Raw genomic sequence first — 21,979 nt, 5'->3', positions numbered from 1 at the left:
CGATCAAGAGTCGTCGGAACATGGTAAGCAAAAGGTATTTTACCGCAGCGCCCGCCCTCCTGTAGGAGCTATTTCCCAGAGGCAATCAACATGCCAGCCTATATTTAGATAGTGGTGCGGGCGCGGCGCCAGGCATACGATGCACGGCAGTACCCACTCAACCCCAACCTTCATGGATGACATCATGACCAATCCGAAACTGGAAGTCCTTACCCCCGACAATTGCCAGATCATCTTCATCGACCAGCAGCCGCAAATGGCGTTCGGCGTGCAGTCGATGGACCGCCAGGCGCTGAAAAACAATACCGTGGGCCTGGCCAAGGCCGCCAAGGTGTTCAACATCCCCACCATCATCACCACGGTGGAAACGGAAAGCTTCTCCGGCCACACCTATCCGGAACTGCTCGACGTCTTCCCCGGCAAGGATATCCTTGAGCGCAGCTCGATGAATTCGTGGGATGACCAGAAGGTGCGCGATGCGCTGGCCGCCAACGGCAAGAAGAAAGTCGTCGTGTCGGGCCTGTGGACGGAAGTGTGCAACAACAGCTTCGCCCTGTGCGCGATGCTCGAAGGCGACTACGAAATCTACATGGTGGCCGATGCCTCGGGCGGCACGTCGAAGGAAGCGCACGACTACGCCATGCAGCGCATGATCCAGGCCGGCGTGGTGCCGGTGACGTGGCAGCAGGTGCTGCTGGAATGGCAGCGCGACTGGGCGCACAAGGCAACCTATGACGCCGTCATGGCCATCGTGCGCGAACACTCGGGCGCCTACGGCATGGGCGTCGACTACGCCTACACGATGGTGCACAAGGCGCCGCAGCGCATCCATGGCGAACACACGACCCTGGCGCCGGTGCCGGCCAAGTAATCGCCGCGCGGCTATGCCATGCGCCGCGCGCCTGACCGCGCGCGGCGTTTTTTTTCATCGAAAGGAATGCGCCATGAAGTTATATGTGATTTCGCTGGCTGTGGGCTTGTTGGTTGGCATCATCTACGCCGTCTTGCAGGTGCGCTCGCCGGCGCCGCCCGCGATAGCCCTGATCGGCCTGCTGGGCATGCTGATCGGCGAACAGATCGTCCCCAGCGTCAAGCGCCTGATGGCGGGTGAGCCTGTGACGGTATCGTGGCTGCGCAGTGAATGCGTGCCGAAGATCAGCGGCGTGGAAGCGAAGCCAACGCTGGCCAAGGCCGCGGCAAAGTTGGATGATGATGCAGCGTAAATGCTGGGGTCTGACCCCGGTTCCCGGCAGCTAGAACGCGCCCAGCAAGCCGCGCCGGGCGGCCACCGTGGCCGCCTCGGTGCGGCTTGATACGTTGAGCTTGGTCAAAATATTGTTCACGTGGAATTTGACGGTGCCCACCTCGATGCCGGCGCTGCGCGCGATCATCTTGTTGCTCTTGCCTGCGGACAGGTGCAGCAGAATGTCGTGTTCGCGTTTCGACAGGCGGTTCGCGTCAATGCGGCTGGCCTGTTGCGCCGCCAGTTCCGGCGGCAGGTAATGTCTGCCGGCGGCCACCTGGCGGATGCACTGCGTCAGTTGCAGGAAGCCGGAATCCTTCAGCAGGTAGCCGCGCGCGCCGGCGCCCAAGGCCCGGTGCACGCTGTCCTCGCCCTGGTAGCTGGTGAGGATGACGATCTTCGCTTGCGCGTCGTCCGCGCAGATGCGCTCGATCGCCTCGATGCCATGCATCTCCGGCATGTTCAAATCCATCAGCACCACGTCGGGCCGCAGCTCCCGGTACAGCTCCACGGCGGCGAGGCCCGTGCCGGCCTGGCCCAGCAGGCGCAGTCCAGGCAGTGATGCGATCAGCGAGGCCAGGCCGGCCAGGATCAGCGGGTGGTCGTCGGCGATCAAGAGGGTAATCGGCGGATCCGCCGGGGGCGTGGTCATGTCCATGGTTGTCCTCATAACGCTGGCAGGGTGAAGTGGAAGACGCTGCCGCGGGGCGCGCCGGGCGCATGCCACAGGCGGCCGCCATGCGCGTCGACGATGCGGCGGCAGATGGCCAGGCCCATGCCCATGCCGTCCGGCTTGCTGGAATACAGGGCGTCGTACAGGCGGCCGGCTGCCTGCGGCGCGATACCGGCGCCATTGTCGGCGATGCTGAAATGCTGCACGCCCCCATCGAGGCGCGAGGACAGCAGCACCGTGCGCGGCCTGCCGCTGGTGCCCTGCAGGGCTTCGATGGCGTTCATCAGCAGGTTCAGGAGGACTTGACGGAATTGCACCGGGTCGGCGTGCAGCAGTGGGCGGCCCGGTGCCAGTTGCGTTTCCAGGTGGATGGCGTGGCGTTGCAGTGGCGCGCGCAGCAGCGGCAGCAGGTCCTGCACGGCGTCGTCGGCCACAAAATGATCGTGGCTGCCCGGCGTCTTGCAGGCCAGGCCATGCACGCTGCGCAGCACGGCGCTGGCATGGCTGCCGGCGCTGGCGACCAGGGCCAGCGCCGCGCGCGCCTCGTCGAGGCGGGGCGGATCGTGGTCGAGCCAGCGCAAGGCGGCATCGGCATTGAGCGCGATGGCCGCCAGCGGCTGGCGCACCTCGTGCGCGACCGATGCGGCAAATTCGCCCATGCCGTCCATGCCGCCCATGTGCTGCGCGTGCGCCAGGCCGGCGTCTTGCTTCTGAGGGAAATAATGCATGCTCGCCATCGCCGTGCTCCTGTCGCTGTCGCGGCGTATGCCGCATTGCAACAAGTATGCACGCGCCGTCAGGCAAGGCAGTTATACGAATGGGGGAGGCGGGCGGGTTTTTTATGCGGCGGAGGCGATAAACACCGCCGGGCGGGCCGGCGGTGCGGGGAGCGAAGAACGATCAGGACTTGATAAAGGCCAGCAAATCTTCGTTCAGGCGGTCCTTGTGGGTAGCCGGCAAGCCGTGCGGCGCGCTTTCATAGATGACCAGCTTGGCGTTCTTGATGAGCTTGGCCGCGGCCTTGCCGGACGCGTCGATCGGCACGATCTGGTCGTCGCCGCCGTGCACGACCAGGGTCGGCACGGAGATTTTCTTCAGGTCGGCCGTGAAGTCCGTCTCGGAAAACTGCTTGATGCAATCGTAGGCGTTCTTGATGCCGCACTGCATGCCCTGCAGCCAGAAGGTGTCGCGCATGCCTTGCGACACTTTGTTGCCGGGACGGTTGGCGCCGAAGAACGGCACGGTCAGGTCCTTGAAGAATTGCGAACGGTCGGCCAGCACGCCGGCGCGGATGCCGTCAAACACCGACATCGGCAAGCCGCCGGGATTGGTGTCCGACTTGACCATCTGCGGCGGCACGGCGCCCACCAGCACGGCCTTGGCCACGCGTTTTTCGCCATGGCGGCCGATATAGCGCGCCACTTCGCCACCACCCGTCGAATGGCCGACCAGGGTCGCGCCCTTGATGTCGAGCGCGTCGAGCAGGGTGGCCAGGTCGTCGGCGTAGGTATCCATGTCGTTGCCCTGCCATGGCTGGCTCGACAGGCCGTGGCCGCGGCGGTCATGCGCGATCACGCGGTAGCCGTGGCTGGCCAGGAACATCATCTGGTCTTCCCAGGCGTCGCCCTGCAATGGCCAGCCGTGGCTGAAGACGACGGGCGTGCCCGTGCCCCAGTCCTTGAAGTGGATGACGGTGCCGTCCTTGACGGTGACGCTGTTGACGGTGAGCTTGCCCGGTGCGGCAGCGGCAGCGGCAGGCTTGGCGGCGGCGCTGGCGCCACCGGCGGCCAGCAGGCCCGCACCGGCGGCGACACCGGCGACGCTGACGAGCAGCTTGCGGCGGGAAGTGACTTCTTCGGCTTCGATTTTCTTCGACATGATGCATTTCCTTCGGGGATGGGGGAGGGAGGCCGGTTACGGCCTGGACCAGTGATGGCATCGGCCAGTCTAGGCCTTCGCGCGCGCCGGCGCCTCTGCCAAAAGACCAGTCGCGCCCACGTGTCCGCCTGCCTATGATGGCTGGCAGCGGCGCGCCGCGCCGACTGGCTTTCCCACTGGAGCGATCATGAAGAAAAACTGGATGGCGGCGCTGGCCGGCCCCTTTTTACCCGATGCGGGTATGCTGTTTGCGCGCCTGACGGGTGCGCTGCTGGTGCTGCACGTGCACGGTCTGCCCAAGCTGCTGCATTTTTCCGATGAACTGGCGCATATCGACGACCCGCTGCACCTGGGCCGCGCTGTCACCCTGTACTGCGCCCTGTTCGCGGAAATCGTCTGCCCGCTGCTGGTCGCCGCCGGCTTGCTGACGCGCCTGGCCTGTCTGCCATTGCTGTTCCTGCTGGGCGTGTCCATGCTGCTCGTGCACCCGGACTGGAGCATCGCCGACGGCCAGTTCGGCTGGCTGCTGATCATCGTCTTCGGCACCATTGCCATCAGCGGCGCTGGACGCTATTCGCTCGATGCGCGGTTGCGCCTGCGTGCTTGACTCAGGTATTGGCATGCATACCAGTTTCATGGTCCAAATATAATTTCTTATTTTTAATGCCACGATGCCGTTTATCTGGATACAATATTCAGGTGCCGTTGTCATTTCGTCGGGCTTTATTTCAATGAATGGGAGTTGGCGGACCATGAAGACATTTGTAATCACCACTTTGGGGACCGCCACGGGCAGCCTTCTCTATACAGGCCTGATGAGCGATACGCATGCATTCGACTGGCACCGTGCCGTCTTTGTAGGCGTGTTTTGTGGTATATGCTCGGCCATATGGCCAGGGAAGAAAACCGACCAAAAAACTCCCTGAAAGCCTGCCTGGCAAGTAACCGTTGTTGGTTACCAGGAGCAGATGGTGTGGTTTTTATCTTGATAAGAAGAGGTGCACCGTGTCGTCGAAATCCTTCTTTCCGATGGCCGCGGCGCTCTTTGCCGCCGCTGCAGCCGCTGGCGCAAGTCAGCCGTGCGCCCCTGTCGTATCCGTTCAGTACAACGTCAGCGAAAGTTTGCCCGAGCAGTTGATGACTCTCATCACGACTCCGCTTGAACAGTCTTTTTACAAGCTCGAGCGCGTAGCGCAAGTCAATTCCAGCACCAGCCATGGAAGCGTTGAGATAGAAATTCAATTCGATGGCGTAACATCCGAACAGGATTTAACGCGGGTCATTCGTCAAGTTGAACAGCTCAATTTTAGCGGCAGGGTCCACGTCATTTCTCGAGCCATCTTGCTTCGGCCACGTCGTCTGACGCACGCTGCCACTCCCCTGCAACCTTGACAGGCAAGGGTTTATATCAATGTCAACGCCATTTTTTAAAATTTTGCTAGCGGTGGTTTCCGGGGGCGCCTGCTGGGTCGTTAACCTGCCTGCAAATGCGCAATTTGTTAAAGACACAGGATTTGGCCAGCAGGCTTCCAGCATTGATGGCAGCATTGGCGCAAGTTGCCGGAAACCAGTTTACCCGCGTGCCGCGCAGCTTAAACAAGCAGAAGGCACAGTCACTTTGAGCTTTTTGATAGGCGTCAACGGAAAGGTTTTGGATGCCAAGGTGAAAAAATCAAGCGGCAATGCGGATTTGGATGATGCTGCGTTGATTTCCTTGTCTAAATGTCGATTTGAACCTGCCGTCATCGATGGAAAAACGGTTGAGGCTTGGTCCTATATCCAATATGTATGGAGTCTTGAAGAGACAGGTTTCTGATATCGGAACGCCTGGCCCATCGTCCTTGCTATAGAAGCAGCCGTTCGCGCCGTGGTTTCTTTCTTCGATGGATGCCGTCGTTGCGCGTGTGACTGGTGCCGGTGAGGACGATGCGGATCACAACACGCGTTCTCTTCGCTGCGCACGCCGGCCAGGCCTGCCAAACTCACCTCCATCCCCGTCCGCCCCACCAGGCCGGCGGGGATTGTTATTTCCAACAGGAATTTAAGTCTGTGTCTCAAGGTGTGGCAGCGCACGGTGGCGCGGGGTGGACGCAGTTAAGGTAGTGCCAACAGCTTGCTGCTGATCCACTGTTTGATATGGCTCAGCCCGGCAGCGTTTAGCCGCTTCTTTTTCCCCGAAGCGAGGAGAATCATGATTCGGTCACGGCATCGAGCATGGTTGAAATTATTCACTGTTAAAGGAAACCATCATGAACGCGATTGAAAAAACCAGCTCCGATATGAATGGCACCGCCCAGGATACTCGACAGGATTTGCACCGTACCATCGACAAGGTGGCAAGCCAGGCCCAGCCCCTGGCCGACAAGGTGGCCACGCGCGCCCATGACAGCGTGGACCAAGTGGGCGACCGCCTCGGCCAGGTCAGCGACAGCGTCAACAAGGCTTCCGAACGCCTGATGGCGCGCGGCAAGCAATTGGGCGCCGCCTGCCAGCGTGCCGGCGAAACGGGCCGCGGTTATGTGCGCGAACGCCCGGCCGTGTCCCTGCTGATCGCGGCAGCGGCTGGCTATGGCCTGTCGAAACTGCTGGGTTCGCGTAGATAAGTTCTGCGCCTTCCTGGAAGGTACTGTCGTGGGCGCTGTTCCCTCCGCCGTCATGGCGGGTGGGCCGGCGCCCATGCGCACAAGGTAGTAGCAAGCAGTAAAGGAGAGTGATGATGCGCTCCATTTTGTTGTGGTTGATCGGCATACCTATTCCCATCATTATTTTGATTGCCCTGTTCGTGCGCTGAATGAGGGAGTTGTAGCGTTACTTCCCGGGGCAAACTACTCACAGGAGATGTAATGGCTACCAACAAGAAAACGCCGTCCACGGACGGTGCGGGTTCCGTATTGAGCAGCATGTCCGGCCCATCCGATAGCAATGCGCCGCACAGCCTGGGCGCGGACAATGACGTAACCCGCGCGCTGCTGCAAAAGACGGCCGCCGGCCAGCAGTTGTCCGCCGCCATGGCCGTCAATCCCAAGGAAGATGGCCAGTATGGCGACGCGGCGCGCACGCCGGTCGAAGGCGTGCATGTGGCAACGGGCGAACCGCTGGCCACGGCCAGCACCACGGGCGAAACGACAGCGTCTCCTAAGACGGGCGACGGTCACCCGGCACTTGGCGAAAATGCGCGTAACGCCTCGCTCGACGGCGCCCGTGCCGACGACAGCGGCCGCGTGCTGACGACGAACCAGGGCGTGCCCGTGGGCGACAACCAGAATTCCTTGAAGGCGGGCTTGCGCGGCCCCACCCTGATGGAAGATTTCATCCTGCGTGAAAAGCTCACGCATTTCGACCATGAGCGCATCCCCGAGCGCGTCGTGCATGCGCGCGGTTCGGCCGCCCATGGCTATTTCGAATGCTACAAGGAACAAAGCAAGCTGACGCGCGCCGCGCCGTTCGCCAAGGCGGGCAAGCGCACGCCCGTCTTCGTGCGCTTTTCCACGGTGGCCGGCGAACGCGGTTCGACCGATACGGCGCGCGACGTGCGCGGCTTCGCCGTGAAGTTTTATACGGACGAGGGCAACTGGGATTTGGTCGGCAATAACATCCCCGTCTTCTTCATCCAGGATGCGATGAAATTCCCCGACGTGGTCCACGCCGTCAAGCCCGAGCCGCACCATGGCATGCCGCAGGCGGCCAGCGCGCACGACACCTTCTGGGATTTTGCGTCGCTGTCGCCGGAAATCACGCACATGCTGATGTGGGTCATGTCGGACCGCGCCATCCCGCGCAGTTATCGGATGATGCAGGGCTTCGGCGTGCACACCTTCCGCCTCGTCAATGCCAAGGGCCAGTCCGTGTTCTGCAAATTCCACTGGTCGCCGATGGCCGGCACGCATTCGCTCGTGTGGGACGAAGCCGTCAAAATCAGCGGCGCCGATTCCGACTTCCACCGGCGCGACCTGTGGGAAGCCATCGAGTGCGGCGAGTATCCCGAATACGAGCTGTCCTTCCAGGTTTTCACGGAAGCGCAGGCGGAAGCGTTTCCCTTCGACGTGCTCGACCCGACCAAGCTGATTCCCGAAGAAGTCGTCCCTCTGATCCCCGTCGGGAAAATGGTCCTGAACCGCAATCCCGACAATTTTTTTGCCGAGACGGAGCAGGTGGCCTTCTGTACGGCGCACATCGTGCCCGGCATCGATTTCAGTAACGACCCGCTGCTGCAGGGGCGCATCCACTCGTATGTCGATACCCAGCTGACGCGCCTGGGCGGCCCCAATTTCCATGAAATTCCCATCAATGCGCCACTGGCGCCCGTGCATAACAACCAGCGCGACGGCATGCACCGCCAGGCCATCAACCGGGGCCGGGTCGCGTATGAACCGAACTCGCTGGCGGGTGGCTGTCCGTTCCAGGCGGGCGTCAAGGGTTTCAACAGTTTTCCTGCTTCCGCCGAAGGCGACAAGGTACGCGGCAAGCCCGAGAAATTCGCCGAGCATTATGGCCAGGCGCGCCTGTTCTGGATCAGCCAGACGCCTGTCGAACAAGAGCACATTGTGCATGCGTTCCGCTTTGAACTGAGCAAGGTGCAGACGGTGGCCATCCGCCAGCGCATCGTCGCCATGCTGCGCAATGTCGACGAGACCCTGGCGCAGCGCCTGGCCGATGGCCTGGGCCTGGCGTTGCCGCCCGTCATGCCGCGCGCTTCCCTGGATCCGCTGCCCGCGTATCCGCCATCGCCAGCCCTGTCGCTCTTTTTCCGCCCTGGCAAGACGGGCATCCATACCCGGCGCGTGGCAATCCTGGTGGGGCCGGGCAGCGATGGCGCGCAGGTGCGCAGCATCTATGCCGCGCTGCTGGCCGATGGCGCCGCGCCGCGCCTGGTGGGCAGCCACCTGGGCAAAGTCGATACGAGCGGCGGCGCGCCGCTGGACGTGGAAATCTCGCTCGAAGCAGGGCCGGGGGTATTGTTCGACGCCGTCGTGGTGCCCGACGGCCAGGGCGCCGTGCAGCAGCTGGGCAGCGACGCCAACGCGCTCGACTTCCTGCGCCTGCAATACCGCCACTGCAAGCCGATGCTGGTCATCGGCGCAGGCAAGGACTTGCTGGACAAGGCGGGCGTGCCGGTGACCCTGCCCGACGGCAAACCCGATCCCGCCATCATCGTCGCGCCTTCCGGCGACCTAGCGAAAGCCGTGGCTGCGTTCAAGAAAGCGCTGGCCGCGCACCGGGCGTTTGCGCGCGAGACGGATCCGCCGCGGGTGTGAGTGACTGCGTCTGCACAGGGGCCGGATCCGCCGGCCCCGCTGCATACCCTGTTTGCGTTTCGTGCGCAACGCCCTGCAACAATGTAAACAATAAAAACGTCCCGCGGTGATATGCTGCTGACTAGAACTGTTCATTTGCAACTATTTCTATAACAGCAGCAAGGAACGGCTTCAGCAAACCGGATCGCGATTACCGCATGGACAAGTACACACCTCGCACCTGGGGGCCGGGCGAACGCCCGACCTTGCCCGGGTCGCCATCGATGCCCGAACATTCGACGCCCAAGCGTGTCGCGTATTTCATCGTCGGCCTGATCGTCGCGCTGACGGGGGGACTGGGCAACGGCCTGGTGACGGCCAATTTGCTGAACCTGCAAGGTTCGCTGGCCGCCTATGCCTATCAGATGCAGTGGCTGCCGGCCGCCTATGTGATGACCATCGTTTCCATGAATCTGCTGCTGGTGAAGTTCCGCCAGCAGTTCGGCCTGCGCCTGTTTACGGAAGCGTTCCTGGTGCTGTATGCGCTGGTGACGTTCGCCCACTTGTATGCCAATACCTTGCCGTCGGCGATTGCCGTGCGCGCCGCGCATGGCATGGTGGGCGGCGCGCTTGGGGTGCTGGGGCTGTACTACACCTTGCAGGCGTTTCCCGCACGGCACCGCCTGAAGGGCGTGGTACTGGGCCTGGGTTTTGCCCAGCTGGCGCTGCCCCTGGCGCGCATCTTCACCTCCGAACTGCTGCAGATCGGCGAATGGCACGGCTTGTACCTGTTCGAACTGGGACTGGCCCTGCTGGCGCTGGGCTGCGTGCTGGCCCTGAAACTGCCGCCCGGCGACCGGGTGCAGACGTTCGAGCCGCTCGATTTCCTCACCTTCATCCTGTTCGCACCCGGCGTGGCCCTGCTGTGCGCCGTGCTGGCTCAGGGGCGCACGGCGTGGTGGATGGAGTCGGAGTGGGTGGGCGTGTGCCTGGCGTGCTCCATCGTGCTGATCGCCGCCTCGCTGGCCATCGAGCATAACCGCGCGCGCCCGCTGCTCAACACGCGCTGGCTCACGACGGGCAAGATCGCCAAGCTGTTTTTATCGGTGCTGCTGTTTCGCATCGTGCTGTCCGAATCGACGGGCGCCGTCGGCTTTCTGCAGGCGCTGGGCCTGAACACGGACCAGATGCAGAACCTGTTCGTCGTGGTGCTGCTGGGCAGCGTGGCGGGCCTGGTGGTCAGCGCGCTGACGATCAATCCGGCGACCTTGAACCGCTCGCTGATGTTCGCGCTGCTGCTGATCGCCGCCGGCGCCCTGATCGACGCGCACGCCACCAGCCAGACGCGCCCCGTCAACATGTATGTGAGCCAGTTCCTGCTGGCCTTTGGCGGCACGTATTTCCTCGGTCCCACCATGGTGGCCGGCATGGGCGCCGTGATTGCCGAACCGCGCAACCTGGTGAGCTTTTCCGTGATGTTTACCATGACGCAGAACCTGGGCGGCCTGCTCGGTGCGGCCATCGTCGGCACCATCCAGACGGCGCGCGAAAAATACCATTCCAGCTACCTGGTCGAGCACCTGAGCATGCTGGATCCGCAGGTGGCTGCGCGCGTGCAGTCGGGCGCCGCAAGCTATGGCGGCGTACTGATGGACCCTGCGTTGCGCAGCGCCCAGGGCGTGGCGCGCCTGGGCGCCGTCGCCACGCGCGAAGCCAATGTGCTGGCCTATAACGACGTTTTTTTGATGATCGCCGGCGTTGCCATCGCCACCCTGATCTGGATGCTGGTCAGCCAGTCCTGGACCCGCATCACCACCGGCGCGCGCCGCCTGGTCGGGCCCGTGCGCGATGCGCAGACGGCCATGGCCATCGTCCCCATTACCAATTCGGAACCGAGCAATGACAGAAAATAATACTCCGCCACCAGCACCGACAACGCCCGCAGCCGCGACCACGCCGGCGCCAACCACTTCCACGGCGCAGCCGGACCGGCGCCACCAGTGGCTGTCCGCGCTGGCCTTTGCCGCCGTGGCCCTGGTGGGCGTGCTGATCGTGCTGTACGCGTGGCGTCTGCCGCCGTTCACGAGTCCCATCGTGACGACGGAAAACGCCACCGTGCGCGGACAGGTGACCATCATCGGCACACAGCTGTCGGGCTATGTGGTGGAAGTGACGGTGCAGGATTTCATGGACGTCAAGGAAGGCCAGCTGCTGGTGCGTATCGACGACCGCATCTACCAGCAGCGCTACGAGCAGGCGCAGGCCCAGCTGGCCGCGCAGCAGGCGGCGCTGTCGAACTGGGCGCAGCAAAAGGCCAGCGCACAGGCGGGCATTTCCGTCAGCGAGGCCGTGATGGCGAATGCGGAAGCGCAGGCGCGCAAGGCCAGCGCCGACCTCAATCGCGTGGAACAGCTGGTGGCCGATGGCTCGCTGTCGCAGCGCGAACATGACCAGTCGCGCGCCACGCAGGCGCAGATGGCGGCGGCGCTGGCGCAGGCGCGCGCCAATCTCGACATCGCCCAGCAAAGCGTGCATAGCGTGGTGGTCAACAAACAGGCGCTGGAAGCGGCCGTGGCCAATGCGCAGGCGGCCGTCAAGGCGGCCAAGATCGACCTCGATAACACGCGCATCGTGGCGCCATCCGATGGCCAACTGGGCCAGGTGACGGTGCGCCAGGGCGCATACGTGAATTCGGGCGCGCAGCTGATGGCGCTGGTGCCGCGACAGATGTGGGTGATCGCCAATTTCAAGGAAACGCAGATGAACGGCGTGCAGGAAGGGCAAAGCGCCACTTTCCACGTCGACGCGCTCGACGGCGCCGTGCTGACGGGCCAGGTGGAGCGCATTTCGCCGGCCACCGGTTCCGAGTTTTCCGTGCTGCCGGCCGATAACGCGACGGGCAACTACCTTAAAATCGCCCAGCGCATTCCCGTGCGCATCCGCATCGATCCGGGGCAGGCGAATGCGCGCCGGCTCGTGCCCGGCATGTCGGTGGTGGTCAGCGTCGATACGTCTGCCGTGCTGAACGACTCGGCGGACAATCCGGCGCCGCCACCGCCGCCGAAGAAGGCCAAGCCATGAAGCGCCGTTTCCTGCTGATGGCCGGCGCGCTGGCGCTGGCCGGTTGCGCCGCCAACGCGCCACCGCAGCCTGCGTCGGCACTGCAGCTGCCATCCGGCTGGCGCGCGCAAGCGGCCGGTGCGCCTGCGGCGACCGAGGCCCATGTCGAGCAGTTGTGGTGGCAAGCCTTTGGCGACCCGGTCTTGAGTGACCTGGTGGGCGAGGCGCTGGCGCGCAATGGCGACTTGCGCGTGGCGCGCGCCCGCTTGCAGGAATACCGCGCGCGCCTGGCGCAGGCCGACGCCAACCGCGCACCCAGCCTCGCCTTCGACGGTTCGCCCACGCGTACGCGCACCCTGGCGTCCAGCGGCAAGCCGTATGTGACGAATGTCTTCCAGGCGGAACTGCAGGCCAGTTATGAGATCGATGTGTGGGGCCGGCTGGCGAGCCTGAGCGATGCAGCGGGCGAGAGCTACCGCGCCGAGCAGGCGAGCCTCGATGCGGCGGCCCTGTCGATCGCCGCCAGCGTGGCGACCGCTTACCTGAATCTGCGGGGACTCGACGCGCAGCTGGCGCTCACGCAATCGACCCTGCAGCTGCGGGAACAGTCGCGCGAGCTGGCGCGCAAGCAGTTCGAAGTGGGCTACAGCTCGCGCCTGGAATGGCTGCAGGCGCAATCGGAATACCATGCGGCGGCCGAACAGGTGCCGCAGCTGCAGCGGCAGATCTTCGAACAGGAAAACGCGCTGGCCATCCTCGTCGGCGGCAATCCGGGCCCCATCGCGCGCGGCTTGCCGCTGGCCGAGCTGGCGGCGCCCGACGTGCCGGCCGGACTGCCATCCGAATTGCTGCGCCGGCGGCCCGACATCGCGCGTGCGGAACACAACCTGGCGGCCGCCAACGCCAGCCTGGCCGCCACGCGCGACCAGCTGCTGCCCTCGTTCAAGCTGACGGCCGTCGGCGGCGGGCAAGCCACGACCCTGACCGATTTTCTGCATGCACCGACCGCCCTGTGGCGCCTGACGGCGCTGGCGGCCGGCCCCCTGTTCGATGGCGGCCGGGTGCAGGCGCAGACGGATGCGGCGGGCGCCCAGCGCGACCAGCTCGTGTACACATATGAAAACGTGGTGCGCAATGCCTTCGCCGAAACGGAGAACAGCCTGGGCGCCATCTACCGGCTGCGGCAGCAAGCCGTGGAAAACGATGCGCGCCGCGCCACGGCGGCCGACACTTTGCGCATCGCGCACAACCGCTACCGCAACGGCTACGCCTCCTACCTGGAAGAACTCGACGCCCAGCGCACCCTGTACAGCGCCGACGTGGGGCTGCTGCAGCTGAAGACGCGCATCCTCGTCGCCTCGGTCGACCTGTACCGCGCCATGGGCGGCGGCTGGTCGGCCAAGGCGCAATAGGCGCGTGTGCACGGCGCGGCCAGTGTAATATTCTGAGCAGGGAAAGCGGCGGCATGGTGCCAGCTGCTCCCATCACGAACGAGGTCGCAGCATGACGATTTTTGGCATAGGCATCCACATCCTGATCGCGGTATTTTTTGCGATCCATGTGGTGCGCAACGGGCAGCAGCTGTACTGGCTGCTCATTTTATTCATGTTTCCGCTGCTGGGCAGCGTGGTGTATTTCTTCGCCATCTACCTGCCCAATTCGCGCCTGCCGCAAGGCGCGCGCAAGGTCGCTTCGGTGGCCGTGCAGGTGCTCGATCCGAACCGCGAATTGCGCGAGGCGAAAGCGGCCTTCGAGTATACGCCGACGGCGCAAAACCAGATGCGCCTGGCCAGCGCGCAGCTCGAGGCGGGCGATGCAAAGGAAGCGGCATCGACGTACGAAGCCTGCCTGCAGGGGGCGTTCGCATCGGACCTGGAAATTCGCCTCGGTGCGGCGCGCGCCTACCTGGAGTGCGAACGTGGCGCCGAGGCCTTGACGCACCTCGAATTCATCCGCCGCACGGATATGCATTTCCGTCCCGAGATGGTGTCCCTGCTGACGGCGCGCGCGCTGGCGCAAAGCGGGCGCCAGGTGGAAGCAAAGGCGGAATTCGACGATGCGCTGACGCGCTACAACAGTTTCGAGTGCCGCGCGGAGTGCGCGATCTGGGCGCTGCAGCAGGGCGACAAGGTATTGTCGGAACGCCTGCTGCTCGATATCGACAGCGCCATGGCCCGCTGGAGCAGCCATACGCGTGCCATGTATGCGCCGCTGCTGGCGCGCCTGGAAGCGGCGCGCAAGTAGCTGGCTTACGTGGGGTCAGACCCGGCGGGTCTGACCCCATTACACGCCAGGCACCGTGTTCTTCCCTTCAATCAGTTTATATCCCTTGCCATCGAAGCCGTAGCGCGCGTGGTTGTTCAGGGGCGTGGCGATGCGCGGCGGGTCTTCGTCGGGCTTGACCGTGACGCCGGGCTTGATCTTCTCGGAGGCGCCCTTGAAATCGATCAGCAAGTCATCATAGGCGCCGCCATTGCGCGCCGGCGCGAAGCGCCAGTTCCCCTTGACCATCCAGCACTCGTCCGTCTCGGGCCCGCAGGCGCCCATATTGTCCGAATACAGGTCGATGGCACCATCGAGTGAGGTGACCTTGCCGTCGCCGATTTCAAACAGGGCCAGTTGCGTGATGGTGTAGCCCTGGCCCGTATAGCCATGGCGGATCGCCAGTCCCGGCTTGTTCGCGCTCAGCATGACCCAGTGGACTTCGCCGAGCTGCCCCGACGAACCCAGGGCGGCGATGTTTTCCAGGCGTTTCACGACTTGCCACTGGCCGTCTTCCGGCTGGCCCTTGGGCGCCAGAAAAAAGACATTCAGCAGCCCCGGTGAAGCATGCGCCGATTCGGCCGTGCCTTCCGTGTTGGCCGTTTCCGCATTCGCCACCAGGATGGCGCTGCCATCGGGCAGCAGCTTGTGGCTGACGGCGCTGACCACGTAACTGAGCTTGTCGACGTGGTTATCGGGATCGGGCAGGTCGGCCAGCGCATCTTCGCTGTCGCTGCGGTAGTCCTTGCCGAAGACGGCGCGCATCATGCCCACTTCGCGCTCGCGCGCCTGGGGCGTGTTCATCGCTTCCGTCCGAGGGGCGGTGGCGGCCGGCGGCGGCACGTGTTCGGCCGATGCGGTGTCTGCTGCGGCAGCGGCAGCGGGGACTTCGGTGACCACGTCAGCTGCCAGGTCGGCGCTGGCGGGGGCGGTCTTGTCCGAGCAGGCGCCGAGCAGCGCGGATGCCATCAGCAGGACGAGCGGAGTGCGGTAATTCATAGGCAGGGCAGATTGCGTTCATGGAGAATGGGCGCAGTATGCCAGATAGATGAAAGCGAGGGAGCGCGGCCTGGCGGCCGGTCCCTCGTTTCCTTGCCCGCAGGGGGCGATTTTGCAATTGACCGTGGCGCTTATTTTTCCAGCGCCACCTTGTCATCGCGCCGCAGCGGCGCCTTCTGGCGGCGCAGTTTCGCCATGCCGCGCTTGAGCAGGTGCTCGAGGTCGTCGATGTAGGTGAACACGGCCGGCACCACCAGCAGGCTCAACAGGGTCGACGTGATCAGGCCGCCGATGACGGTAATGGCCATCGGCGAACGGAAGCTGGGGTCGGCGCCCCAGCCCAGCGCCAGCGGCATCATGCCGGCGCCCATGGCGATGGTCGTCATCAAAATCGGGCGGCTGCGCTTGTGGCAGGCGTCGACCAGCGCATCGAAGCGGTTCATGCCGGCCTGGCGCGCCAGGATCGCATAGTCGACCAGCAGGATCGAGTTCTTGGTGACGATCCCCATCAGCATGATCAGGCCGATCATCGAGGGCATCGACAGGGCGCTGCCCGTAATCAGGAGCGCCACGAAGGCGCCGCCGATCGACAGCGGCAGCGCCGCCAGGATGGTCACCGGCTGCATGAAGTCCTTGAACAGCAGCACCAGCACGCAGTAGATGCACAGCACGCCGATCAGCATGGCCAGGCCGAAGCTGGCGAACAGCGAGGCCATCTCCTGCGCGTCGCCCAGTTCGGCGATCTTCACGGACGGCGGCAAATTCTTCATCGACGGCAGCGCACGCGCCTCTTCATTCAGTTCGCCCAGGGTGCGCGAACCGAGTTCCACGTCGAGGGTCACGTTGCGGCTGCGGTTCAGGCGGTCGATCTGCGCCGGGCCGCTTTCCATCGTCACCGTGGCCACGTTCGCCAGGCGCACGGGGCCATTCTTGCCGGGCACGGTCAGGCGCTCGATGGCGGCCAGGTCGGCGCGCACGCTATTGGGCAGCTTGACGCGGATCGGTACTTGCCGCTCGGGCAGGTTCATTTTCGTCAGGTCCGTGTCGTAGTCGCCGGCCGTGGCCACGCGCACGGTTTCGCCGATGGCCGCCGCCGTCACGCCCAGGTCGGCCGCCTTGGCGAAATCGGGACGCACGATGATTTCCGGGCGCACCAGCGAGGCGCTGGAATTGACGTTGCCGATGCCCTTCAGGCTACGCAGTTCGCGCTCGACCTTTTGCGCCGCCGCCATCAGCGCCACCGGGTCTTCCGAGCGCAGCACCAGCTGCATCTTGACGCCCGTGTCGGGCGGTCCCACCGTGAAGCGGGCGCCGGGGATGGTATCGAGCTTCTGGCGCAGCTGCGTTTCCAGGTCCGCCATCGATTCCTTGCGCTCCGTGCGGTGCACGGTGGTCAGGGTCAGCACGGCGCGGCGCGCCTCGGCCGCAGCGCCGGGGGCGAAGGCGTCGCCGCTGGAGCCGCCGCCGATCGAACTGAAGACACCCTCGATGCCCGGCGTGCGCATGGCCGCATCGCGCGCCAGGGCCGCCACGGCCTGCGTTTCGCCCAGGGTGGAGCCGGGTGGCAGTTCCAGGTTGATCTGCGTCTGCGCACGGTCGGCGGCCGGCACGAAACCGGTCGGCAGCAGCGGCACGAGCGCGATGGCGCCGACAAAGAACAGGGCCGCGGCGATGGCCGTGATGCCGCGGTGGTTCAGGCACCAGCGCATGACCGTCAGGTAGCGCGTCATCAGCCAGCCATCCTGCTCTTCCTTGTGCGGCAGCGGTTTCAGGATATAGGCCGCCATCATCGGCGTGAGCAGCCGCGCCACCACCAAGGACGCCAGCACGGCCAGCACGGCCGTCCAGCCGAACTGCTTGAAGAACAGGCCGGGGATGCCGCTCATGAAGGCCGTCGGCAGGAACACGGCCACCAGCGCGAAGGTGGTGGCGATGACCGCCATGCCGATTTCGTCGGCCGCCTCCATGGCCGCTTCCATTGGCGACTTGCCCATGCGCAGATGGCGCTCGATGTTTTCGATTTCCACGATGGCGTCGTCGACCAGCACGCCGACGACGAGGGCCAGCGACAGCAGGGTGACGGTATTGAGCGTGTAGCCGAACCAGTAGATGCCGAGGAAGGCGGGCATCACGGACAGGGGCAGGGCGGCGGCGGCCACCAGGGTGGCGCGCCAGTCGCGCAGGAACCACCACACCACCAGCACGGCCAGCAGCGCGCCTTCGTACAGCAGCTCCATCGAGCCGTCGAAGTTTTCCTCGACGGGGAAGGCATTGTCGATCGACTGCTGCAGCACCACGTTCGGGTTTTCCTTCTGCAGGTCGGCGATGGCGTCGCGCGCGCCCTTGGCGACAGCCACTTCGCTGGCGCCCTTGGTGCGGAATACTTCAAAGGCGACGACCGTCTTGCCATCCTGCTCGGCCAGCGCGCGCGGTTCGGCGATGGTGTCGCGCACGGTGGCTACCTGGTCCAGGCGCACATGGCGCCCGTCCGGCAGCGGCACTTCCACGCGCGACAGTTCATCGGCCGTTTTCACTGTGGCGATGGTGCGCACCGACTGCTCGGCGCCGCTGATGTCGCCCCGCCCGCCAGGCGCTTCGCGCTGCACCAGGCGCAGCTGGCGCGACACGTCGAGGGCCGACACTTTCAATGCGGCCATGCGCGCCTCGTCGAGTTCGACCTGGATCTCGCGGTAGACGCCGCCGACTCTGGTGACGGCGCCCACGCCGGGCACCGTCAAGAGGCGCTTGGCCACCGTATTGTCGACGAACCAGGACAGGTCGGGAGAGTCGAGCGGGTTGTCCACGCCCGGTTTCGCCGTGGCGATAAAGGTCAGCACGACCCTGCCGGCCGTGGAAGCCTTGGTGACGGTGGGGTCGCGCAGCTCGGCCGGCATGTCCGCCTTGACGCGGGCGACGGCGTCGCGCACATCGTTGACGGCTTCGGCGATCTGCTTTTCCAGGATGAATTCGACGGTCACCGTGACGACGCCATCGAGCACCTTGGTGTAGATGTTTTTCACGCCTTGCAAGGTGGCGACGGAGTCTTCGATCTTGCGCGCCACTTCTGTTTCCAGCTGGGCTGGCGCGGCGCCGGGCAGCACCGCGCTGACGGTGACGATGGGCAGTTCGATGTCGGGGAAATCCTGCACCGGATTGGCCTTGTAGGCCAGCAGACCGGCCAGGGTCAGCAGCGCGAACAGCATGATGGCCGGGATCGGGTTCTTGATCGAGAGGGAGGAAAAATTCATGGCCTCTCCTTACTTTTTCGCTGCCGGTGCTACAGCAGCCTTGGCCGCTGCCGGAGCCGGTACATTCCGTACCAGATCGCCGTCATTGAGGAAGCCTGCGCCGCTGACGACGATGGTGGTGTCGGCCGTGATGCCGCCAAGGATTTCAATGCGGTCGCTCAGGCGCCGTCCGGCCTGCACCTTGATCTGGCTGACCCGCTGGTCGGGATTGAGGCGGAAGACATAGCTGAAGCCATCGCGCACGGCAATCGCCTGTTGCGGTACCGTCAGCGCGCCCGAGGTGCCCAGTTCGAATTCGCCGCTGGCGTACATGCCGGCCTTGAACGGCGCGTTGCTGCCCGTGCCGGCAGGCAGGTCGACATACACGAGGGCGGAACGCGTCTGCGGATCGACGGTAGGGGCGATCATGCGCACCTTGCCCGTCAAGACGCTGCCGTTGGCTGCCTTCACTTGCGCCAGGGTGCCCGGCTTCAGATTCAGCAGCTCGGTGGCCGTCACTTCGGCGCGCCATTCGAGGCGGCCCTGGCGGATCATGCGGAACAGTTCCGTGCCGGCGCCCACCACCGACCCCACGGTGGCCGAGCGCGAAGAGATGATGCCGCTGTCGGGCGCCACCACCTGCGTGTATTTCAGGCGCAGCTGCTGCGACGCCAGCTGCGCCTTGGCGGACGCGATGCGCGCGTTGGCCGTCTGTTCTGCCGTCAGGTACTGACTGATCTGCTGCGCGCTGATGGCGCCCGTGCTTTGCAGCGAGCGGGCGCGCTGCGCGTTGGCGGCCGCTTCCGCCGCATTGGCTTGCGCTTCCAGCACGGCGGCCTTCGTTTGCGCCACGTCGGCGTTCACCGTGTCGTTCGAGAACACGGCCAGCACCTGGCCGGCGCGCACGACGTCGCCCACGTTCACGCGCACGTCGGTCAGGCGCAAGCCGTTCGATTCGCTGCCGATGACGGCTTCCTGCCAGGCGGCCACGTTGCCGTTGGCCTTCAGCTTGATGGGCAGGCTGGCCGTCTGCGGCTTGGCCGTGGTGACGGTGAGCGCCGGTTTTTGCGTCGCGTTTTTATCCTTGGCGTCATCGGCCGCCGTAGAGGAAGGAGAGTACAGGGCCACGCCCGCACCCAGCATCACGCAAAGGGCGGCAAGGGCGAACGCCATCGGTTTCAAGGTCAGTTTTTTCATGTTGTGTATCCGTCAGGGGGCGTTGTTGGCGATGGCGCTGCTGGTCCAGCCGCCGCCGGCGGCGCGGTACAGCGCTACCCAGGCGGCACTGCGTTCGCGCTCGAGGTTGACCACCGTGTTTTCGGCGGCCAGGCGCGTGCGGCGCGCGTCTTCCAGTTCGATCAGGCTGGCCAGGCCATTCTTGTAGCGGTCTTCCGTGGCGACGAACGACACGCGGTAGCCTTCCAGTGCCGTTTTCGCATGGCCGCTGCGCTCGTCCGTGCTGGCCAGGTTGACCAGTGCTTCTTCCACTTCGCGCACGGCCTGGCGCACGCCGGCGCGGTATTTCACCACGGCTTCGTCGTAGCGCGCCGTGGCCGCATCGATCTGCGCGCGGCGCGTGCCGCCGTCGAAGATGGGCAGGCTGACGGCCAGCGGGCCGATGCTCCAGGTGCTGGCCGTGATGCTGGTGCCGCCGGCGCGGATATTGCCCTTGCCGATGGAGCCGGCCAGGCTCAGGCGGGGATAGCGCTGCGCCTGCGCGCCGCGCACTTCGAAGCTGGCCGCCGCCACTTCGCGTTCGGCGCTGTAGATGTCGGGACGCTGGCCCAGGGTTTGCGCCGGCAGTTCCGCAATCGCCACGGGCGAAGGCAGGATGGCGGGGCTGGCCGCCAGCTTCTGACGCAGCGACGCTTCCGGCATGGCCGACAGGGCCACCAGCGCCTTGATATTCACGTCGCAGGCGGCCCGCTGTTCGATGGCGCGGCTGGCGCCTTCGGCGGCGCTGGCGCGGGCCAGCGCGGCATTGGCGGGCGGCTGGAAGCCGGCGCCGGCGCTCAGTTCCGTCAGGCGCGCCGAGTCGCGGCGCGAGACGGCGTCCTGTTCGGACACGGCCTGCAATTGCTGGCAGGTGCGCAAGGCGTAATATTGGTTCGCCACTTCGGCGGCCACCGAGACGCGGGCTTCATGCCAGAGCGCGCGGGCGCTGTCGTAGCGCTCCTGGGCCGCGTCGCGCGTGGCGCGGTTGGCGCCGAACACGTCGATTTCCCACGACGCCTGCAGCGCGGCCTGCGAGGTGGTGCCGCTGGGCTGGGCCGATTGCTGGCTGGTGCGCACCACGCTGCCTGTCGCGTCCAAGGTGGGCGCCAGCGCGGCGCCGCTGGCGATGCGGTCCGCGCGCGCTTGCACGATGCGCGTGCCTGCGGCGGCGATGGTCGGGCTGACCTGCTGCGCGTCGTTGATCAATTCCACCAGCAGGCTGTCGCCCTGGCCCTGCCACCAGCTGGCCAAGTCCGTCAGCTTGCCGTTGTGCGGCAGCGGCGCCTGCCACTGCGCGGGCGCGCTGGCGGGCACCGCCGCGGGCGGCCCCTGCAGGGCGCAACCGCCCAGCGCCAGCACGATGCTGGCGGCCAGGGCGCGTTGAACGGTGCATCGAATAGTCGTCATGCTGGTCCTTCTGCTTGTTGTTGAGGTGTAGAGAGTGAGGGAGGAATTGCCAGGCGCCGGCGCTCGACGTCGGCCATGGCCAGCGCGTAGTCGGTCAGGCGCGCCAGCCAGGTGTCGATAGCATGCGGCGATTCCAGCAGTTGCGGGCGCAAGGTGTGCAGCACCTCGGTGCCCACCATGTGCTGCAGTGCCAGCGAAGCGATGGAAAACGCCAGCCGATGCATGTCGTCGCTGTTGTCGGGGGCGCCCAGGTGGCGCGCCAGCACGCGCGTGAGCGCTTCGTGTTCGGGGCGGATGTTCTGGTCGATTTCGCGCGCCCACAGGCCAGTCGGTTCGAGCATTTCGCGGCACCACAGGCGCATGCAGTCGCGCGCGATGTCGCCCTGCTGCATGGGAGCGAGCAATTGCGCATAGAAGCCTTCCAGGCTTTGGCGCAAGGTGAAATGCGGTTGCTCGTACAGGGCGATATTGTCTTGCGGGTCCGCTGACTGCTGCGCAAAGGCGGCGCGGTACAGTCCCGCCTTGTCGCCAAAATAGTAGCTGATGGCGGCCGCGTTGGTGCCGGCCGCCTGCGCCAGCTCGCGCGTGGACGTCTTGGCGTAGCCTTGCTCGGCAAACAGGCGGATGGCGCTATGCAGCAGCCGCTCGCGCGACTGCTCGCCGTCGGAACGGGGCTTGCGCCCGTCGTCGGCATGGGAAGTGGGGATGGCGTTTTTTTCAATCATGCCGGGGATTTAATCATATATCTCAAACGATTGATATAACTAAGCCGGTTGATTTA

At 65.0% G+C, this 21,979-nt stretch carries 19 protein-coding genes; 11 read left to right on the top strand and 8 right to left on the bottom strand.

Annotated features, from left to right (window positions below):
- Positions 1 to 184: 184 nt before the first annotated feature.
- Both OPV09_RS24695 and OPV09_RS24690 read left to right on the top strand, forming a co-directional pair.
- On the top strand, positions 185 to 871 hold the full coding sequence (locus tag OPV09_RS24695) for a hydrolase (protein WP_034747885.1): 687 nt from the start codon (positions 185 to 187) through the stop codon (positions 869 to 871).
- Positions 872 to 944: 73 nt separating this feature from the next.
- Entirely contained in the window at positions 945 to 1,223 is a 279-nt protein-coding gene (locus OPV09_RS24690; RefSeq protein ID WP_072455644.1) for a XapX domain-containing protein, read from the top strand.
- Positions 1,224 to 1,253: 30 nt separating this feature from the next.
- Here the strand turns inward: OPV09_RS24690 and OPV09_RS24685 are convergent, their stop codons facing one another.
- From OPV09_RS24685 to OPV09_RS24675, 3 genes are all read right to left on the bottom strand, one after another.
- Positions 1,254 to 1,895: a response regulator transcription factor gene (locus OPV09_RS24685; RefSeq protein WP_338679617.1), complete on the bottom strand. Its 642-nt coding sequence runs from the start codon at positions 1,893 to 1,895 to the stop codon at positions 1,254 to 1,256.
- A gap of 14 nt (positions 1,896 to 1,909) precedes the next feature.
- Complete coding sequence (locus tag OPV09_RS24680; protein ID WP_338679616.1) at positions 1,910 to 2,653, bottom strand: sensor histidine kinase; 744 nt, start codon at positions 2,651 to 2,653, stop codon at positions 1,910 to 1,912.
- A gap of 163 nt (positions 2,654 to 2,816) precedes the next feature.
- Positions 2,817 to 3,794 (bottom strand): alpha/beta hydrolase, encoded by a 978-nt coding sequence (locus OPV09_RS24675; RefSeq protein WP_338679615.1) that lies wholly within the window; start codon positions 3,792 to 3,794, stop codon positions 2,817 to 2,819.
- Positions 3,795 to 3,981: 187 nt separating this feature from the next.
- On the opposite strand from OPV09_RS24675, the gene OPV09_RS24670 reads away from it, so the two are divergent.
- From OPV09_RS24670 to OPV09_RS24630, 9 genes are all read left to right on the top strand, one after another.
- Positions 3,982 to 4,401 carry a DoxX family protein gene (locus tag OPV09_RS24670; protein ID WP_217653682.1) on the top strand — a complete coding sequence of 140 codons (420 nt, stop codon included), beginning with the start codon at positions 3,982 to 3,984 and terminating at the stop codon, positions 4,399 to 4,401.
- Between the two features lie 398 nt (positions 4,402 to 4,799).
- Positions 4,800 to 5,186, top strand: coding sequence for a hypothetical protein (locus OPV09_RS24665; protein ID WP_219327789.1), 387 nt, complete (start codon positions 4,800 to 4,802; stop codon positions 5,184 to 5,186).
- Positions 5,187 to 5,205: 19 nt separating this feature from the next.
- Complete coding sequence (locus OPV09_RS24660; RefSeq protein ID WP_338679614.1) at positions 5,206 to 5,610, top strand: energy transducer TonB; 405 nt, start codon at positions 5,206 to 5,208, stop codon at positions 5,608 to 5,610.
- A 433-nt stretch (positions 5,611 to 6,043) separates the two neighbouring features.
- Positions 6,044 to 6,397, top strand: coding sequence for a DUF883 family protein (locus tag OPV09_RS24655; protein ID WP_072455638.1), 354 nt, complete (start codon positions 6,044 to 6,046; stop codon positions 6,395 to 6,397).
- A 240-nt stretch (positions 6,398 to 6,637) separates the two neighbouring features.
- Entirely contained in the window at positions 6,638 to 9,049 is a 2,412-nt protein-coding gene (locus OPV09_RS24650) for a catalase (protein WP_338679613.1), read from the top strand.
- Positions 9,050 to 9,246: 197 nt separating this feature from the next.
- Positions 9,247 to 10,941, top strand: coding sequence for an MFS transporter (locus OPV09_RS24645; protein WP_034747197.1), 1,695 nt, complete (start codon positions 9,247 to 9,249; stop codon positions 10,939 to 10,941).
- Positions 10,928 to 12,109 carry an HlyD family secretion protein gene (locus OPV09_RS24640; protein ID WP_070301358.1) on the top strand — a complete coding sequence of 394 codons (1,182 nt, stop codon included), beginning with the start codon at positions 10,928 to 10,930 and terminating at the stop codon, positions 12,107 to 12,109. The genes OPV09_RS24645 and OPV09_RS24640 overlap by 14 nt, the downstream gene beginning before the upstream one ends.
- A complete protein-coding gene (locus OPV09_RS24635; protein WP_219327785.1) occupies positions 12,106 to 13,500 on the top strand; it encodes an efflux transporter outer membrane subunit in 1,395 nt (464 codons plus the stop codon). The genes OPV09_RS24640 and OPV09_RS24635 overlap by 4 nt, the downstream gene beginning before the upstream one ends.
- 91 nt (positions 13,501 to 13,591) lie before the next feature.
- Positions 13,592 to 14,332 carry a tetratricopeptide repeat protein gene (locus OPV09_RS24630; RefSeq protein WP_070301360.1) on the top strand — a complete coding sequence of 247 codons (741 nt, stop codon included), beginning with the start codon at positions 13,592 to 13,594 and terminating at the stop codon, positions 14,330 to 14,332.
- Positions 14,333 to 14,371: 39 nt separating this feature from the next.
- Here the strand turns inward: OPV09_RS24630 and OPV09_RS24625 are convergent, their stop codons facing one another.
- The 5 genes from OPV09_RS24625 to OPV09_RS24605 all read right to left on the bottom strand — a co-directional run bounded on the left by OPV09_RS24625 (position 14,372) and on the right by OPV09_RS24605 (position 21,923).
- Entirely contained in the window at positions 14,372 to 15,349 is a 978-nt protein-coding gene (locus tag OPV09_RS24625; RefSeq protein ID WP_070301361.1) for a hypothetical protein, read from the bottom strand.
- A gap of 131 nt (positions 15,350 to 15,480) precedes the next feature.
- Positions 15,481 to 18,597, bottom strand: coding sequence for an efflux RND transporter permease subunit (locus OPV09_RS24620; protein ID WP_070301362.1), 3,117 nt, complete (start codon positions 18,595 to 18,597; stop codon positions 15,481 to 15,483).
- A gap of 9 nt (positions 18,598 to 18,606) precedes the next feature.
- Positions 18,607 to 19,773 carry an efflux RND transporter periplasmic adaptor subunit gene (locus tag OPV09_RS24615; protein WP_331776956.1) on the bottom strand — a complete coding sequence of 389 codons (1,167 nt, stop codon included), beginning with the start codon at positions 19,771 to 19,773 and terminating at the stop codon, positions 18,607 to 18,609.
- Between the two features lie 12 nt (positions 19,774 to 19,785).
- The gene (locus OPV09_RS24610) at positions 19,786 to 21,198 is read right to left on the bottom strand and encodes an efflux transporter outer membrane subunit (RefSeq protein WP_338679612.1); all 1,413 of its coding nucleotides are present in this window, start codon (positions 21,196 to 21,198) and stop codon (positions 19,786 to 19,788) included.
- On the bottom strand, positions 21,195 to 21,923 hold the full coding sequence (locus tag OPV09_RS24605) for a CerR family C-terminal domain-containing protein (RefSeq protein ID WP_338679611.1): 729 nt from the start codon (positions 21,921 to 21,923) through the stop codon (positions 21,195 to 21,197). Before OPV09_RS24605 ends, OPV09_RS24610 begins: the two co-directional genes overlap by 4 nt.
- Positions 21,924 to 21,979 lie beyond the last annotated feature (56 nt).

Source organism: Janthinobacterium sp. TB1-E2 (genome assembly GCF_036885605.1).
Classification (GTDB): Bacteria; Pseudomonadota; Gammaproteobacteria; order Burkholderiales; family Burkholderiaceae_D; genus Janthinobacterium; species Janthinobacterium aestuarii.
The sequence above is the reverse complement of the archived record's forward strand: the minus strand, read 5'-3'. Positions and strand labels throughout refer to the sequence as shown.

Bases quoted from the DNA above. Each gene is read 5' to 3' on its own strand.
- OPV09_RS24695 (WP_034747885.1), top strand. From the start codon at position 185: ATGACCAATCCGAAACTGGAAGTCCTTACCCCCGACAATTGCCAGATC.
- OPV09_RS24690 (WP_072455644.1), top strand. From the start codon at position 945: ATGAAGTTATATGTGATTTCGCTGGCTGTGGGCTTGTTGGTTGGCATC.
- OPV09_RS24685 (WP_338679617.1), bottom strand. From the start codon at position 1,895: ATGACCACGCCCCCGGCGGATCCGCCGATTACCCTCTTGATCGCCGAC.
- OPV09_RS24680 (WP_338679616.1), bottom strand. From the start codon at position 2,653: ATGGCGAGCATGCATTATTTCCCTCAGAAGCAAGACGCCGGCCTGGCG.
- OPV09_RS24675 (WP_338679615.1), bottom strand. From the start codon at position 3,794: ATGTCGAAGAAAATCGAAGCCGAAGAAGTCACTTCCCGCCGCAAGCTG.
- OPV09_RS24670 (WP_217653682.1), top strand. From the start codon at position 3,982: ATGAAGAAAAACTGGATGGCGGCGCTGGCCGGCCCCTTTTTACCCGAT.
- OPV09_RS24660 (WP_338679614.1), top strand. From the start codon at position 5,206: ATGTCAACGCCATTTTTTAAAATTTTGCTAGCGGTGGTTTCCGGGGGC.
- OPV09_RS24655 (WP_072455638.1), top strand. From the start codon at position 6,044: ATGAACGCGATTGAAAAAACCAGCTCCGATATGAATGGCACCGCCCAG.
- OPV09_RS24650 (WP_338679613.1), top strand. From the start codon at position 6,638: ATGGCTACCAACAAGAAAACGCCGTCCACGGACGGTGCGGGTTCCGTA.
- OPV09_RS24645 (WP_034747197.1), top strand. From the start codon at position 9,247: ATGGACAAGTACACACCTCGCACCTGGGGGCCGGGCGAACGCCCGACC.
- OPV09_RS24640 (WP_070301358.1), top strand. From the start codon at position 10,928: ATGACAGAAAATAATACTCCGCCACCAGCACCGACAACGCCCGCAGCC.
- OPV09_RS24635 (WP_219327785.1), top strand. From the start codon at position 12,106: ATGAAGCGCCGTTTCCTGCTGATGGCCGGCGCGCTGGCGCTGGCCGGT.
- OPV09_RS24630 (WP_070301360.1), top strand. From the start codon at position 13,592: ATGACGATTTTTGGCATAGGCATCCACATCCTGATCGCGGTATTTTTT.
- OPV09_RS24625 (WP_070301361.1), bottom strand. From the start codon at position 15,349: ATGAATTACCGCACTCCGCTCGTCCTGCTGATGGCATCCGCGCTGCTC.
- OPV09_RS24620 (WP_070301362.1), bottom strand. From the start codon at position 18,597: ATGAATTTTTCCTCCCTCTCGATCAAGAACCCGATCCCGGCCATCATG.
- OPV09_RS24615 (WP_331776956.1), bottom strand. From the start codon at position 19,773: ATGAAAAAACTGACCTTGAAACCGATGGCGTTCGCCCTTGCCGCCCTT.
- OPV09_RS24610 (WP_338679612.1), bottom strand. From the start codon at position 21,198: ATGACGACTATTCGATGCACCGTTCAACGCGCCCTGGCCGCCAGCATC.
- OPV09_RS24605 (WP_338679611.1), bottom strand. From the start codon at position 21,923: ATGATTGAAAAAAACGCCATCCCCACTTCCCATGCCGACGACGGGCGC.